This is a genomic window from Streptomyces marianii, from assembly GCF_005795905.1.
GTDB classification, from domain to species: Bacteria; Actinomycetota; Actinomycetes; order Streptomycetales; family Streptomycetaceae; genus Streptomyces; species Streptomyces marianii.
In genome coordinates, this window is the sequence record NZ_VAWE01000001.1 from 1,420,671 (window position 1) to 1,435,559 (window position 14,889).

Consider the following 14,889-nt stretch of genomic DNA (forward strand, 5'->3'; position numbering starts at 1 on the left):
TCAACCCGCAGTGTCGATCATGTTTCGCACCCGAGCGGTCGACATACAGTGCATGCCGCCCTTTTTCAGGCGCTGATGAGACCGGCAACCCGCAGCGCGTGCACCAGATCGCGCTCGCGGCCGGGCGACACCGCACGGGCGGCGGAGAGCAGTTGCGGGACGAGGCGATGGGGGTCGGCGGCGGCGATCTGCGCGCCTTCCTCCGGGGTGCGGACCCGGAGGAAGGCCGCGAGCAGCGCGTCCGCCTCGCGGCGGCCGCCCGCGTCGCCGAGCGCGAGGACGGCGTCGGCGATCTCCCCGGCCGGGCGGGCGACGCCCTGGCGCAGCAACCGGCCGCAGTCGTCGTCGCGGCCCGCCCCGGCGAGGGCGCCGGCGGCCTCGGCCAGCCGCTCCGGCGGCAGCGAGGCCACCTCCCAGAGGAGAGTGGGCCAGTCGGCGCCGAGCCCGGAGCGGTACAGTTCCGCGGCGAGCAACGGCAGTCGGGCCGCGGGCCCCGACGCGGCCTCGCACAGCAGGACGTGGGCCTCCCCGCCCCGGCCGGCGGCACGCAGCCGCCGGAGCGTGGCGACGGTCGCGAGCGCGGCACGGCGGTCCTCCTCACCGGCGGGCGCGGCCGCCGTCGCGCCGCCCGGGGCGGCCGGTTCCGCGTCCGCACCCCCGCCGAACCGCGCGCCGCGCGGCCGCACCGCGGCGACGGGCAACTCGGGTACGCCGGGCACGGGGACGGGCTCGGCTCCGCCCTCCTCCGCCTCCTCGTCCAGCCAGGCGTACCGGGCCCCACGCGGCCGACGCCTGCCCCCTCGGCGCGCCTCGCGCCCGGGGGTGCGTCCGGCATCGGGCGCGCCCCCTGCGGGGGCCTGTGGCGCCTCGTCGCCGCTCTCCCCGGATGCGCCCCGGACACTTGGAGCGCCAGGCCCGGAAGCTCCTCGCCCCCGACCGTCCGCCGCACCGGCGTTGGCGTCCCCCGCCCCGGCAGGGGCCTGCGTTCCGAGCGGCGCCTGGCCGCGGACACGTCCGGCCCACGCCCCCGGCCCACCTGCCGCGGCGCCCGGGTCCGCGGTCGGTGCCGCGCTCCGGGCCGCGTCAGGGCCGGGGTCCGGTGCCGAGGGGGTCGCGCCGAACACCCGGGGTGCCGGGTCGCGGGGGCCGGGCACCGGGGCCGGTCCCCGGTCGTACGGGGCCGGGCCCGAGGGGAATCCCGGAGGAGGCGCGAGCGCGGCCATGCGGGTGGAGAGTTCGGCGCAGCGTGAAGTCGCCCGGGTGTGGTCGTCGTTGGCCCAGGAGAGCTCGTGGGCGAGGTCCCGGTACGCCGGACTGCCCTCGGGGACGGAGGTCAGCCGGCGCAGCAGCTCCCGGCCGCGGCCGGCCGCGCGGGCCTGTTCGCGGCGCATCAGCTCCAGCCGCTCCCGGAGGGCTTCGCCGCCGCCCGGGCGGCGGTCGTGCGCGGTCGCCGCGGCGGCATGGAGTCCGCGGGCGTGCAGCATCTCCTCGTCGTCCGCCGCGAGATCGTGGAGGAGCGACTCCACCACGTCCCACGGCGGGAGCTCCGCGCCCCGCAGACAGGCCGTGAGTCCTTCTGGGTCGCGGCGCCAGAAGACCCCGCACCAGCCGCTCTCCACGTCAAGGCGCCCCGTCACCACCCTGAAGTATCGCGCGAAGTCGCCCACCTGGTCGGGGAGTTGATGCTCCGCCATTGTCTGCCCGCCCTCCGCCTCGGGTTCGCAGGCATTCGACCCCAGCCGTGTTACGGGACGGCTACGCGCAGTTTTCGCGGACGGTGCGGATCGCTCAACGTGTCCGGAGCGTCACCGCGATGCCGGTGTGCGGGCGCTTGCCCAGCCGTACGACCGCGGCGGGCACGTCGACGAGCCAGAACTGCCAGGTGTACTTGCGGCTCAGCAGCTTCCTGACCTTCTTGAGGTCGGCGCCGTCGAGCAGCCGCGCCGCGCCCTCCGCGGTCTCGGCGCCCTCCTCGACCCTGCCCCGCACATCGCACGCGGTCACCGTGACCCGGGCGTCCCTGCGCAGGCGCTTGACCTTCCACGAGTCGGAACGGGTCCAGACGTACAGTTCACCGCCCTCGACGGCGAACCACACGGGCGTGGCGACGCCCGTCCCGTCCTTCCGGAAGGTCGTGAGGCTGACGTACTTCGCTCGGTCGAGCCGCTGGAGATCCACGGGCGCGAGACTACGCCCAGGAGCGCCGTTCGGGAATCACGGACCGGCGACGAACGGACCGGGGGTGATCAGGGCGGGCCGCAGCCGGATCCCGCTCGGAGAGCTCGCGGGCGGGCCCGCCGGCTCTCACACGGGGGCGAGCGCGCAGCGCGTCACCAGGTCGTCCATGGACAGCCCGAGGGCGCCGGCCAGGGCCGCCACGGTGAAGAACGCGGGCGTCGGGGCGCGACCCGTCTCGATCTTGCGCAGCGTCTCGGCGGAGATTCCCGCGGTGGCGGCGATCTCCACCATGCTCCGCGGACCGCGGGCCTCACGCAGCAACCGCCCGAGGCGCTCTCCGCGTTCGCGCTCTTCGGGGGTGAGGGGCGTACGAACCATGGCGTCATTCTAATACCGGTGCGACCGGTATGGTAATCGGTGCGACGGAGAACGGGGCAGACGGCTCACCGGACGCCGGGCAGGCCGCCGGCCCCGTCGTGGCCCGGGCCCTCGCCGTACCGTCGCGCGAGGACCCGGGTCACGGCAGGGCTCACGCCGCGCGCCCCGAACCGGACCGCCTCACGGCCTGATGTCGTCGCAGGCGATCGGCAGATGACGGGGACCGCGCAGCACCGCGTTCCGGCGGTACTCCGGCGGGTCCTCCAGCAGCCGTGGGTTGACCAGCCTGCGGGCGAGTTCGCTCAGCGCGATCCGCGCCTCCTCCCGGGCGAGAGGCGCGCCGAAGCAGCTGTGGATGCCGCTGCCGAAGCCCAGGTGCTCGTTGTGCTTGCGGTCGGGGTCGAAGCGATCGGGGTCCTCGAAGCGCAGCGGATCGCGGTTGCCCGCGGCCACCACCAGCCACAGTGAGGCGCCCTTGGGAATCGTGACCCCGGCGATCCCGATGTCCGCGAGGGTCGTGCGGTTCGGCACCAGCTGCACCGGCGGTTCGAAGCGCAGCAGTTCCTCCACGATCGGCACGGACAGGCCCGGGTCCTCCCGCAGCCGCTCGAGCACGTCCGGGTTGCGCAGCAGCGTCAGCATGCCGTTGGTGATCAGGTTCACCGTCGTCTCGTGACCGGCGACCAGCAGCAGCGCGGCGGTGCTGAGCAGTTCCATCGTCGTCATCGAACCGTCCGGCCCCTTGAGGGTGGACAGTTCGGAGAGCATGTCCTGCCGAGGGTTCTTGCGCCGTTCCTCGATCAGCCCGGCCAGGTACATGCCCAGCTCTGTCCGGGCCTTCTGGAAGACCTTGTTCCGCTCGGTGGGGTCCTCCCCCGGCATCGGGTCCAGGCTGGCCGCGAGCGTGTCGGCCCAGCCGTGGAAGCGCGACTCGTCCTCGCGCGGCACGCCGAGCAGCCGGCAGATCACGGTCACGGGGAAGGGGTACGAGAACTGCTCGACCAGGTCGATCCGGTCCGTACTGCCGATGCCGGCGATCAGGTCCGAGACGATCCCGCCGAGTTCACCGCGCATCTCGTGGACCCGGCGGGGCTCGTGCGGCGGCCCGAAGGAGGTGTTCGTCATACGGCGCAGCCGGTCGTGCTCCGGGGGGTCGAGCCGGATGAAGCTGGGCGGCAGGGTGGTCTCCTCCTCCTGCTGCCCCTGCAGGTCGATCCCGGCGGACTGGGTCAGGTTGCGGGCGTCGGAGCTGACCCGGGGATCGTGCAGGAGGCTCAGGACCTCGCGGTAGGTGCTCACGACGTACGCGTCGTCCTCGTTGCGCACCGGCGCCTTCCGGAGCTCCGCGTACAGGGGGTACGGGTCGTGACGGTTCTCGTACTCGAGGATCTGCCGCAGCAGGCTGCCTTGGGTCATGGCGGGGTCCTTGTGGTCGCTCGCGGCGTCAGTGCCGGCCGGGGGTGAAGGTCATGCGCCGGTCGGCCGGCGAATAGCCGCTGAGGGTGACGGTTGGGCCGTGGGTGGGCACCGACGGGTCCGGGAAGTCGGCCGGCACCGGCCGTGCTCCCTCGGGGCGGCGGTCCACCGTCGCGAACGGCGGCGGGAACGACGCCGTCGTCTCGATCAGATGCTCGTAGAACGGCAGCCAGCGCGCCTGGTCGAACGTGACGGCGCCGATGACGCGTTCCTGGTAGCCGTACACCCCGACGAATCTGCGCTCGGCCAGCGACCCCTGGGAGATGAGGATCTCCGTGCCCATGGACGGCACGCCCACCGACTTGATGTTCACACCGAACTGGGAGGACCAGAAGGCCGGGACCCACATGTGGGGACGGCGGTCGACGCTCTTGCAGAGCATGTTGTGCGCCGCGGTCTCGGCCTGGCTGACGGCGTTGCCCCAGTGCTCCAGGGACAGGAACTGGTAACCGAACAGCGGGTGCGGCGACCGCGCCACGTCACCGGCGACGAAGATGTCGTCGGTGACGATGCCCCGGATGTCGAACGCCCGGCAGCCGGCGTCGCAGGCGATGCCCCGGGGGCCCGCTCCGAGCCCCGATCCGGTGAGCCACTCCGTGTTGCGCGTCGCGCCGAGCGAGACGACCACGACGTCGGCCTCGACAGAGGAGCCGTCGGAGAGATGGGCGGTACGCACCCGCCCCGCCGAGTCACCCTCCAGCCCGGTCACCATCACGCCCGTGCGCAGATCCACCCCGCTCTCGCGCTGGAGCTGTGCGGCCACCTCGCCCACGACCCCGCCGAGCGCGCCCACGAGCGGAGCGGCACCGCGTTCGGCGACGGTCACCGCGATCTCCCGCTCACGGCAGGCGGAGGCGATCTCCGAGCCGGTGAAACCCGCACCGACGACGAAGACCCGGCGGGGCCCGTCCGTGAGCCTTTTCTGCAGCGCGGTCGCGTCGTCGCGGGTCCGCAGGACGAAGACCCCGTCGAGCTCGGCCTCGCGTTCGTGCGGCCACGGCCGCGCGCGGACACCGGTGGCGATCAGCAGCCGGTCGTACTCCAGTTCCTCGCCGTCGGCCAGCCGTACGCGCTTGGCGGCCATGTCCAGTCCGGTGGCGGCGACTCCGAGCCGCCAGTCGGCGTCGAGGGCCCGGCGCCGGGGCAGCGCGGTGTGGTCCGGCGTGGTCCTGTTGAGCAGAACGCCCTTGGACAGCGGGGGGCGGTCGTACGGCTCGTAGGGTTCGTCGCCGACCATCGTGAGGGTGCCGGCGAAGCCCTCGTCCCGCAGGGTCTCGGCCGCCCGGAGCCCCGCGAGGGACGCTCCGACGACGACGATGCGCCCCTCGCGCTTGAGGCGTTCGAGATATCCGTCAGCGGGCATCGGACGCCTCCCCCGCGGTCACGGCCTCGTCGGACCGGTCCAGGAGGATGGCCTGGACGGGACAGGCCGTCACGGCCCGGACCACGTCGTCCCGCCACGCCTCGTCAGGTCGGGGTTTGTACAGCAGCGCTTCCTCGCCGTGTATTTCGAAGACGTCCGGAGCGAGGAAGGCGCACTGCGCGTACCCCTGGCACCGGTTGAGATCGACAACAACTCTCACCGCGGATCAGCCCTTCCCGTGCCTCGTCACTCCCCCGGAACCAGCATGCGAGCGCCGGCGCGGTCCTGCTCGCCGTGGCGGGCCGAACGAGTGAGCAGGCGGAGGCGGACCGGGGGAGAGCCCCGGCCGACCGGGTCATGCCGGCCCGGGCGGGCGGTCGCGGGGCAGGCGGGACGGGCAGCCGGCCCCGGAACGGCCGGACGCGACGGGGTCAGACCTTCTCCTCCGGCTGCGGCCGGGATCTCATCGGGACCCGCAGCAGATGCACGCCGATCATCGCGGACCAGGCCGGGAAGACCATTTCCGACCAGGGGAAGCCGGGCCCCGCGAACAGCAGTACCAGGCCGGCCGCGTACCCGATGAGGACCATCGGGCGGGGGATCATGCCGAGCTGGCGGCCGATGGTCGAGGTCGCGAAGATGAACACGGCGGCCATCCGCATCGAGTAGGTGGTCAGCAGCGTGTAGGCGAAGTCGCGACCGAAGTCCGAGGGCTGCTGGTCCTCGAGGAGGCTGCCCGCGGCGGACGCGGCCCCGAAAATGGTCGCCACGAACACCAGACCGCTGCCGAGGAACACCGTCGCGACGAGCTTGTCCTCCCGCTCGCCGACCTGGGTCCGCAGCGCGCCCGTGAACCACAGGAAGAAGATCCCGGCGAACGGGACCAGCTCCAGGGCCATGCGCACCGCCCTGCGGCGGTCGGGGCTGAGGGCGTCGCCACCCACGGGGGTGGCACCCTCGGGAATCGCCAGCCGCATCAGCACGATCGCGGCGGCCAGCAGCACCGCGAACACGATCCCGGCCAGTCCCGCGGCGCGGGGGGTGCGCAGTCGCTCCAGGTTCGGTTCCATGGGCTGCTCGCTTTCTGTCCCTACCAGCAAGCAGCGGGAGGGCTGCGGCGCGCCACCGGGGCCGCCCGTGAGAGTGACCCCGGCGCCCGAGCCGGGGTCACCGGGCACGGCTCTACGGGGTGCCCGACGGGCGGACGACCATCGCCGAGCCGCCCCCACGGCGTTCCTTCTCCGCCGCGGCCAGCCAGCGGCCGTCCGGCAGTCGCTGCACCCCGGTCGCGGCGCCGATCTCCGGGTTCTGGCGGAAGGCGTGGCCCAGGGCCTGGAGCTCGGACCTGAGCGGGCTGTTCCACAGCCCCGGTTCGAGTTCGGTGGTGGCCTGGTTGCGCTGGCTGGCCCGCGGCGCGGCGATCGCGTCGACCAGGGGCAGGCCGCGGTCGACGACGCCGGTGAGCGTCTGCAGGACGGTGGTGATGATCGTCGCGCCGCCCGGGGAGCCGAGGGCCAGCACGGGACGGGCACGCTCGTCCAGGACGATCGTCGGGGACATCGAGGACCGCGGCCGCTTGCCGGGGCCCGGGAGGTTGGGATCGTGGACGGCCGGGTCGGCGGGGGCGAAGGAGAAGTCCGTCAGCTCGTTGTTCAGGAGGAAGCCCCGGCCGGGGACGGTGATACCGCTGCCGCCGGTCGACTCGATCGTCAGGGTGTAGGCGACGACGTTGCCCCACCTGTCGGCGACGGTGAGATGGGTGGTGTTCTCGCCCTCGTACGTCGTCGGCGCGGCCCTGCCCCCGGACACGCACGGCCTCGGGCTGCGCGGGTCACCGGGCGCGAGCGGGCTGCTGAGGACGGCGTCGTCGCGGATGAGGCAGGCCCGGCTGTCCGCGTACCGCTGGGAGAGCAGCTCGCGCACCGGGACGTCCTCGAACGCCGGGTCGCCGACCCAGCGCCCCCGGTCGGCGAAGGCGATCCGGCTCGACTCGATGAAGCGGTGCAGGTACTTCGCCTCGGACAAGCCGGAGAGGTCGGTGCCCTCCAGGATGTTCAGCGCCTCGCCGACGCCGGTGCCGCCCGACGACGACGGGGCCATGCCGTAGACGTCGAGCCCCCGGTACGACACCTTCGTCGGGTGCCGGCGCACGGTCTCGTACGAGGCGAGGTCGCGCAGCGTCAGGTCGCCGGGGCGTACGACGCGGGTGGCGCCCTCGCGCAGCTCCGGGGCGCGCACGGTGCCGACGATGTCGCGGGCCACGGCGCCCCGGTACAGCACTCCGCTGCCCTTGCGCCCGATCTCGGCGTAGGTGCGGGCGAGATCGGGGTTCTTGAAGACCGAGCCGGGCTGCGGCAGCCGGCCGCCGGGCAGGAACAGCCGGGCGCTGGCCGGGAAGTCCCGGAACCGGGCCTCGTTCGCCCGAGTCTGGCTGCGGAAGGTCTCGTCGACGGTGAAGCCGTTCCTCGCCAGCCGCTCCGCGGGCTTCAGCAACTGCGCGAGCGGGCGGCTGCCCCAGGCGGCGAGTGCCGCGTCCCAGGTCGCGAGGGTGCCGGGGGTGCCGACGCCGAGACCGCTGGTGACGCCCTCCTCGAACGGGATGGGCTTGCCGTCCTCCTGGAACAGCGCGGCGTCCGCCGAGCGGGGCGCCGTCTCACGCCCGTCGATGGTGTGGACCCTGCGCTGCTTCGCGTCGTAGTGGACGAAGAAGCCGCCACCGCCGATGCCGGCCGAGTACGGCTCGGTGACCCCGAGCGCCGCGGCCGTGGCGACGGCCGCGTCCACGGCGTTCCCGCCGCGCCTCAGCACCTCGACGCCCACCGCGGAGGCGTCCGCGTCGACGCTCGCGACCGCGCCCCCGTACCCGGCGGCCACGGGCTCCTTCACCGGTGCCGGCGCCCCCGGTGCCTGCTGCGTCGGCGGTGCGGCCGCACCGGCCGTGAGTACGGCCAGGGCGACGGTGACGGTGACGGTGACGGCGACTGGAGCGTGACGGACGACTCTGCGACGCATGCGTACCTCCATCCGGCGAACGTCCGCGCAGCGTAACGTCACCACGCGCTCACCGTCAGGAACACATCGGGACTGCTTCGGACCACTTCGAACATTTTTCCGCCCGGACCGCTAGCATGCGCGCCCATGAACGAAGACCTCCGCAACATCGTGCTCGGTGTCGTGGCCGCCGGTGTCAGCGCCTTCCTCGGCTGGACGGTCCGGACCTACCTGTGGCGCCGCAAGCTCCGCCGCAAGCAGGCCTTCTTCGGTCTCCCCGGGAACTCCGAGTGCCTGCTCGTGGTCAACCGCGACGCCGGCACCGACGGCGCCGTGCACCGCTTCGACGTGTTCGCGCTGCTGGAGCTCTCCGCGCTCATCAAGGACTGCGGGGCGAACGCGCGGATACTCCAGCACGACGTCGCCCAGCAGGGTTTCGGCGAGCGCACCGAGTTCTGCGTCGGGGGGCCGGGCTCCAACCGCCGGATGGCCGCCCATCTGAGCAGTCTGCTGCCCGGGGTGAAGGTCAACACGGACGTGGAGGCGGGCCAGGACCGAGGTGCCTTCCAGATCGGTTCGGAGCGCTATCTGCTGGAGCCGGGCGCCACCGAGTACGTGCTCCTCGCGCGGCTGACCGCGGGTGAGGGCGGCCGGCCGGTGTTCCTCTTCTGCGGCCAGCGCGCCATCACCAACCAGGCGGCGACCCGCTATCTGGCCCGCCACCACGAGAAGCTCGCCCGCAAGCACGGCCCGAGCTCCTTCGTCCTGCTGCTGAAGGTGGTCAACACCCAGGCGTACGGCCCGGATGTCGTCGAGCTGGTCGCCGACGTGACCCGCGCGGCCCAGTCCCCGGCCCCGGCGGCCGCGCCGGAGCCTGCTCCGGCGCCGTCGCGCAAGTCCCACCGGGCGAAGAGCTAGTCCCGCGTCAGGTGAGGTTTGCCCGTCAAGGAACGTCGTCCGGTGCGGTAAATCGCAAGGCGCCGGATCGACCTCGCAGTGGGCCTACTCGGTTGATTCGGCAACGCCGCGAGTCGCCGTGCCGGGCGCCGCGACGGGGCGAACGCCGCCTGACGCGGCACTAGTTGTTCTGTCCCGGGAGGGTCTGCCCGCAAGGGCGCACGTCGCCTGACGCGGTACCGGCGAGCGCCGCGGTTCTGCGCGAGCGGAGGTGCGCCGCGGCCCCGCGTCACCCGTGCGCACCCGCCAGGGCCAGCGGCAGCGACTTCAGCCCGTTGATGAAGTTGGACACCAGCCGCCGGGGCTCCCCGGCCGGGGCGTAGGGCGGCAGCAGGGCCCTCGCCTCCTCGTGCAGCACCCGGAGCTGGAGGCGCGCGAAGTGGGCGCCGAGGCAGATGTGCGGGCCGTCGCCGAAGGAGACGTGGGGGTTGGGGGTGCGGGTCAGGTCAAGGCGGTGGGGGGCGCCGAAGACGCGGTCGTCGTAGTTGGCCGAGGCGTGGAGGACGACGACCTTGTCGCCGGCGCGGACGTCCTGGCCGGCGAGGGTCGTGTCGTGGGTCGCCGTGCGGCGGAACGAGAGTACGGGCGGGTGCCAGCGCAGCAGTTCCTCGACCGCGGTGTCCGGTGCCGCCTCGCCGGAGCGGAGGCGTCGCTGCTGGTCCGGGTGTTCGGCGAGGGCGAGGAACCCCCCGGGCGCGGCACTGCGGACGGTGTCGTTGCCGGCGACGGTCAGGAGGAAGAAGAACATCTCCAACTCGCCGTCGTGGAGTCCGCCGGCGGCGAGCGCGGTCATGACGTCGTCGCCGGGGTGGCGGCGCTTGTACGCCGCGAGTTCGCGGGCGTAGTCGAACATCTCCTTGAGCATCGCGGGCGAGCGCGGGTTGACGGGTCTGCCGTCCGCGTCGAGCACGGGTGGCTCGTCCGGGTCCTGGTAGCCGATGACGCGCTCCGTCCACGTCAGCAGCAGCTCCCGGTCGCCCTCAGGGACGCCCAGCAGATCCGCGAGGTTGAGGAGCGCGTAGTCGTCGGTCACGGCGGTGACGAGGTCGACGACGGGTCCGGCCGCGCGGGCTGCGCCGAGCAGTTCCCGGGCCCGGGTACGGGCAGCGGAGGTGAAGCGGTCGACCCGGCCGGGAGTGAAGGCCCGGCCGACGAGCCGCCGCAGCCGGCCGTGGTCGGAACGGCCCTCCCCCGCCGCTCCGGCGACCGGCCCCGGTCCGGCCGTACGTCGGGGGCACGGGTCCTGGTTGAGCATCATGCGGCGGATGAAGGGCAGGTCGGCCGGGTCGGGGTCGCGGATCTGGGTGGCACCGGTCCAGGACGAGTACGTCCGCGGCTCCTTGAGGACGTGCACGACGTCGGCGTGCCGGGCGACGGCCCAGAAGCCGGGCCCCGGGGGCCAGCCCAGTACCCCGTACTCGTCCTGCCAGGAGACGGGGTGCCGGTCGCGCAGCTCGCGGAAGGCCGCGTGCGGCAGCCCGGCCGCGTACAGGCGCGGGTCGAAGACGTCCGGGACGGGCGCGGTGCTCATACGTCGGCCCGGAGGAAGTCCTCGACGATCCGGATCAGCTGCAGCGGCGTCTCGTCCATGGCGTAGTGCCCGGCGTGGGCCAGTTCGGCGAGCTCGCCCTGCGGGTACGAGCGCATCCAGGTGTCCCGCATCAGCCGGGCGTTGACGGCCGGGTCGAGGGTGCCGGTGACGGCGAGCGCGGGGACGGCGGAACCGTCCACCTCGGTGTGGAAGTCCTCGACGGCCCATGAGTCCAGCCAGGCGCGGACGGCCTTGGGGTCGCTGCGCTCCACGGATCGGCGGACCATGCGGTCCAGCCAGGCGGCGGGCCGCACCGAGCCGGTGGTGAGGTCGATGATGATCCGGCGGTTCTCCGGGCGTTCGGCGGCATCGGCGAAGAGCCCCCACTGCTCCGGCGGCATGGGCAGCCCGTTGGCCGGGACCGGGGAGACGCCGACGATCCGCCGTACCCGGTCCGGCGCGAGGGCCGCGGCGCGCTGCGCCACGGCCCCGCCCATCGAGTGCCCGACGAGCGAGAAGCGGTCCCAGCCGAGGCGCCCGGCGAGGGCGAGGACGTCGGCGGCGCCCTCGGTCGTGGTGTACCCGCCCGGTGTGCCCATGGCCTCGCCGTAGCCGCGCAGATCGACGAACGCGTAGGTGAACGACTCCAGGTCCAGGTCGGGGCGCACGGTGGCGTAGGCGTCGCGGTCCGCGAGCCAGCCGTGGACGGCGACGACCCGGTGCGGGCCGTCGCCGAGGAGCGTGTGCGGAAGCACGAAGGGTGTCACGTCTTCTCCGTTCGCGGGACAGCGGGTGGGCGCGGGCCGTACGCCATCACGGTGTACCGGTGCGCGCCGCGCCGCCAGGGTGCAGAACCGGCGCACCGTCGGACATGTCACACCCAGGGGGGACGGAAATTCCCGGTATGTACGCAACCGGCGCCCCCGCTCGTTGCTCTCTACCAGGGAGAAGAACGTCACGGAGGTCATCGAGTTGAGCCGCAGCCGCGTCCACACGTACCCGAGCGCCCCGCCCGCCCGGCCGCGCCACCGCCGGGGCCGGCGGGCCGCCGCAACCGCCGGGGCGGTGGCTCTGGCGGTGGCGCTGGCGGGGTGTTCGGGCTCCGCCCCGAAGGATCCGGGAGCGGACGGCAAGGGTCAGTCGCGGACGAGTATCACGGTGAGCCTGCGGGGCAAGCAGGCCAAGGCCGGTGAACCCGTGCGGGTGACCCTGGAGTCGGGGCGGCTGGACCAGGTGACGGTTGTCGGCTCCGGTGGCGAGAAGCTGGACGGCACGGTCTCCGCCGACGGGCGGAGCTGGGCCTCGTTCCGGGTCGCCGCACCGGGCACGGCATACGCGGTCGAGGCGCGGGACGACGAAGGCGGCACGGCCCGGGCGGAGTTCGCCACGGCCGCGGCGGAGAAGGTCAACAAGCTGGCGCTGGCGCCTGGCAGGGACTCCACCGTGGGCATCGCCCAGCCGCTGTCGATCGTTTTCGACCACCCGGTGCGGAACAAGGCCGCCGTGGAGCGGCAGCTCAAGGTCACCACGTCGGACGACACCCGGGGCTCGTGGGGCTGGATGCGGGACTGGTCGGGCAAGGACCGGGTGGACTGGCGGCCCAGGGAGTACTGGAAGCCGGGGACGAAGGTGACGCTCGACGCCCGGCTGAACGGTGTCGACTCGGGGGCGGACGGCGGCTGGTTCGTCCGCGACTACCGGACCGGCTTCACGGTGGGCAGGCAGCAGGTGGTGAAGGTCGACCTCGACAACCACCGGCTGCGGCTCTACCGGGACGGGGTCCGGGTCAAGGACGTGCCCATGTCCGCGGGCACACCGGGTGGCGAGAAGGCCTCGTGGCGCGGCACGGCGGTGCTGATGGCCAAGGAGGGCACGATCAACATGCGTTCGGAGACCGTCGGCCTCGGTGACGCCTACGACAAGATGGTCGACTTCTCGATGCGGCTGACCTGGTCCGGGATGTACGCGCACGCCGCCCCCTGGAACGCCGCCTACTTCGGGAGTGCGAACCGGAGTTCGGGCTGTGTGGGGATGAGCGACGCGGACGCCGCCTCAATCTACGCGGAGGTCCGGGTCGGTGACCCGTTCGAGATCACCGGCGGCGACGCCAAGGGCACCGTGGCGGTCAACAACGGCTACGGCGCGTGGAATCTCGACTGGACGGAGTGGCGGGCGAAGAGCGCCCTGCGCTGAAAAGGCGTCAGCGCGCGTTTCCGGCCGCGAACGCTAGTCGATGTCATGTCCAACAATCGTTACGCTCGCGTAACTTACCGGCTGGTTACCAGAGGTAAGGGCGGGAGGTTACCGTCGGGTCACTTCAGGCTGGCACGAGTCAGCCGGCACGATTCAGGAGTGAGCGATGGGACACCCCCACAAAGCCCTGCGCACCTCGACGACCGGCGCCGTCTCGGCGGCGCTGCTGGCCGGGGCCGCTTTCGGGCTCGCCCCGGCCGCTCCCGCGGCGGCCGCCAGCGCCTCGGCCGCACCGGGTGTGCGGTTCGTCGACATCCACGGTGACGGCGGCACCGTCCTCAAGGCCAACGTCGTCACCCCGGCCGGCGCCGGCGGCTCGCGCACGTACCCGGTGGTCGTCCTCCCCACCAGCTGGGCCACACCCCAGGCCGAGTACCTCGCGCAGGCCGCGAAGCTCGCCGGCTCCGGCTACGTCGTGGTCACCTACAACGTCCGCGGCTTCTGGCAGTCCGGCGGGAACATCGAGGTGGCGGGCCCGCCGGACATCGCCGACGCACGCAAGGTGATCGACTGGGCGCTCGCCAACACCCCGGCCGACCCGTCCAGGGTGGGCATGGCCGGCATGTCGTACGCGGCCGGCATCAGCCTTCTCGCCGCCGCCCACGACGACCGGATCAAAGCCGTGGCGGCACTCAGCGGCTGGGCCGATCTCAACGACTCCATCTACAGCGGCCGCACCCAGCATCTCCAGGCCACCGGGCTGCTCATCGGCGCCGGCTACCTCACGGGCCGTCCCAGCCCCGAGCTCCGGCAGTTCACCAAGGACTTCCTCGGCTCGAACCTGGACAAGGAAGACGAGATGATCGCGTGGGGGGAGAAGCGCTCCCCCTCCGCCTACGTCGACCGGATCAACCGGAACGGCGCTGCCATCATGCTGGGCAACGCCTGGGGCGACTCCGTCTTCCCGCCGAACCAGTACGCCGAGTTCTACGAGCGGTTGACCGTGCCCAAGCGGCTGGAGTTCCGCCCCGGCGACCACGCGACCGCCGAGGCGACGGGTCTGCTCGGCCTGCCCAACGACACCTGGACCAGCACCCGCCGCTGGCTCGACCACCACCTCAAGGGCGTGGACAACGGGGTGGACCGCGAGCAGCCGGTGCGCATCAAGTCCCGCTCCGGCGGGACCTACGAGACCTACCCGGACTGGAAGTCGGTGGGCGCCGACGCCCGCAAGATCACCCTGGGCGGCACGAAGAGGATCCGCGCGAACATCGACTCGGGCGCCAACGGCGGCATCGTGATGCTCTCCGGCACCTTCGACCAGTTCCTGAAACTGCCCCCGGTCGCCTCGATGCCGCTGCTCCCCCGGCGCTTCGCCGCGGTCTGGCAGTCGGAGCGCCACCGTTCCCCGCAGCGGGTCAGGGGTACGGCGAAGCTCCACACCACGGTCACCAGCACCAAGGAGAGCGGCACCCTCGTCGCATACCTCTACGACGTGGGGCCGCTCGGCCTCGGCAAGCTGGTCAGCCATGCGCCGTACACGTTCCACGACCGGACGCCGGGCAAGCCGTTCCCCGTAGACCTGGAGCTGTTCTCCACCGCCTACGACGTCCCGGCCGGCCACCGTCTGGCCCTGGTCGTCGACACAGTCGACCCGCTCTACATCGAGCACAACCCGTCCGGCGCGCAGCTGACCTTCTCCTCGCCCGCGACCGACCCCTCGTACGTGTCGGTCCCGTTGCGCGAGCAGTGATCTCCGGCCGACGCCGAGCCGGGCACGGCTCTACGAGCTACTGCCCGGTTCCGGGGAACGCGCCTCGCA

The 14,889-nt window shown here is 72.9% G+C and carries 13 protein-coding genes; 3 read left to right on the top strand and 10 right to left on the bottom strand.

Going from position 1 to position 14,889, the window contains the following annotated elements; translation table 11 throughout:
* Positions 1-65: 65 nt before the first annotated feature.
* The 8 genes from FEF34_RS06430 to ggt all read right to left on the bottom strand — a co-directional run bounded on the left by FEF34_RS06430 (position 66) and on the right by ggt (position 8,407).
* Complete coding sequence (locus FEF34_RS06430) at positions 66-1,694, bottom strand: hypothetical protein (protein ID WP_138052258.1); 1,629 nt, start codon at positions 1,692-1,694, stop codon at positions 66-68.
* A gap of 94 nt (positions 1,695-1,788) precedes the next feature.
* Positions 1,789-2,178: a PPOX class F420-dependent oxidoreductase gene (locus tag FEF34_RS06435; RefSeq protein WP_138052259.1), complete on the bottom strand. Its 390-nt coding sequence runs from the start codon at positions 2,176-2,178 to the stop codon at positions 1,789-1,791.
* A gap of 126 nt (positions 2,179-2,304) precedes the next feature.
* A complete protein-coding gene (locus FEF34_RS06440; RefSeq protein WP_138052260.1) occupies positions 2,305-2,556 on the bottom strand; it encodes a helix-turn-helix domain-containing protein in 252 nt (83 codons plus the stop codon).
* Positions 2,557-2,736: 180 nt separating this feature from the next.
* The gene (locus FEF34_RS06445) at positions 2,737-3,972 is read right to left on the bottom strand and encodes a cytochrome P450 (RefSeq protein ID WP_138052261.1); all 1,236 of its coding nucleotides are present in this window, start codon (positions 3,970-3,972) and stop codon (positions 2,737-2,739) included.
* 28 nt (positions 3,973-4,000) lie between these two features.
* The gene (locus FEF34_RS06450) at positions 4,001-5,395 is read right to left on the bottom strand and encodes an NAD(P)/FAD-dependent oxidoreductase (RefSeq protein ID WP_138052262.1); all 1,395 of its coding nucleotides are present in this window, start codon (positions 5,393-5,395) and stop codon (positions 4,001-4,003) included.
* Positions 5,385-5,615, bottom strand: coding sequence for a ferredoxin (locus tag FEF34_RS06455; RefSeq protein WP_138052263.1), 231 nt, complete (start codon positions 5,613-5,615; stop codon positions 5,385-5,387). The genes FEF34_RS06450 and FEF34_RS06455 overlap by 11 nt, the downstream gene beginning before the upstream one ends.
* A 211-nt stretch (positions 5,616-5,826) precedes the next feature.
* Positions 5,827-6,465 (bottom strand): hypothetical protein, encoded by a 639-nt coding sequence (locus FEF34_RS06460; protein WP_138052264.1) that lies wholly within the window; start codon positions 6,463-6,465, stop codon positions 5,827-5,829.
* Between the two features lie 112 nt (positions 6,466-6,577).
* Positions 6,578-8,407: a gamma-glutamyltransferase gene (ggt, locus tag FEF34_RS06465; protein WP_234042295.1), complete on the bottom strand. Its 1,830-nt coding sequence runs from the start codon at positions 8,405-8,407 to the stop codon at positions 6,578-6,580.
* A 126-nt stretch (positions 8,408-8,533) separates the two neighbouring features.
* Between ggt and FEF34_RS06470 the strand changes: the two genes are divergently transcribed.
* Positions 8,534-9,304, top strand: coding sequence for a hypothetical protein (locus tag FEF34_RS06470; protein ID WP_138052266.1), 771 nt, complete (start codon positions 8,534-8,536; stop codon positions 9,302-9,304).
* 268 nt (positions 9,305-9,572) lie between these two features.
* Here the strand turns inward: FEF34_RS06470 and FEF34_RS06475 are convergent, their stop codons facing one another.
* Positions 9,573-10,874, bottom strand: coding sequence for a cytochrome P450 (locus tag FEF34_RS06475; RefSeq protein ID WP_138052267.1), 1,302 nt, complete (start codon positions 10,872-10,874; stop codon positions 9,573-9,575).
* Positions 10,871-11,641: an alpha/beta fold hydrolase gene (locus FEF34_RS06480; RefSeq protein ID WP_138052268.1), complete on the bottom strand. Its 771-nt coding sequence runs from the start codon at positions 11,639-11,641 to the stop codon at positions 10,871-10,873. Before FEF34_RS06480 ends, FEF34_RS06475 begins: the two co-directional genes overlap by 4 nt.
* 205 nt (positions 11,642-11,846) lie before the next feature.
* On the opposite strand from FEF34_RS06480, the gene FEF34_RS06485 reads away from it, so the two are divergent.
* Positions 11,847-13,067, top strand: coding sequence for a L,D-transpeptidase (locus FEF34_RS06485; protein WP_171053273.1), 1,221 nt, complete (start codon positions 11,847-11,849; stop codon positions 13,065-13,067).
* 166 nt (positions 13,068-13,233) lie between these two features.
* Positions 13,234-14,820 carry a CocE/NonD family hydrolase gene (locus FEF34_RS06490; RefSeq protein ID WP_138052269.1) on the top strand — a complete coding sequence of 529 codons (1,587 nt, stop codon included), beginning with the start codon at positions 13,234-13,236 and terminating at the stop codon, positions 14,818-14,820.
* Positions 14,821-14,889: the final 69 nt, after the last annotated feature.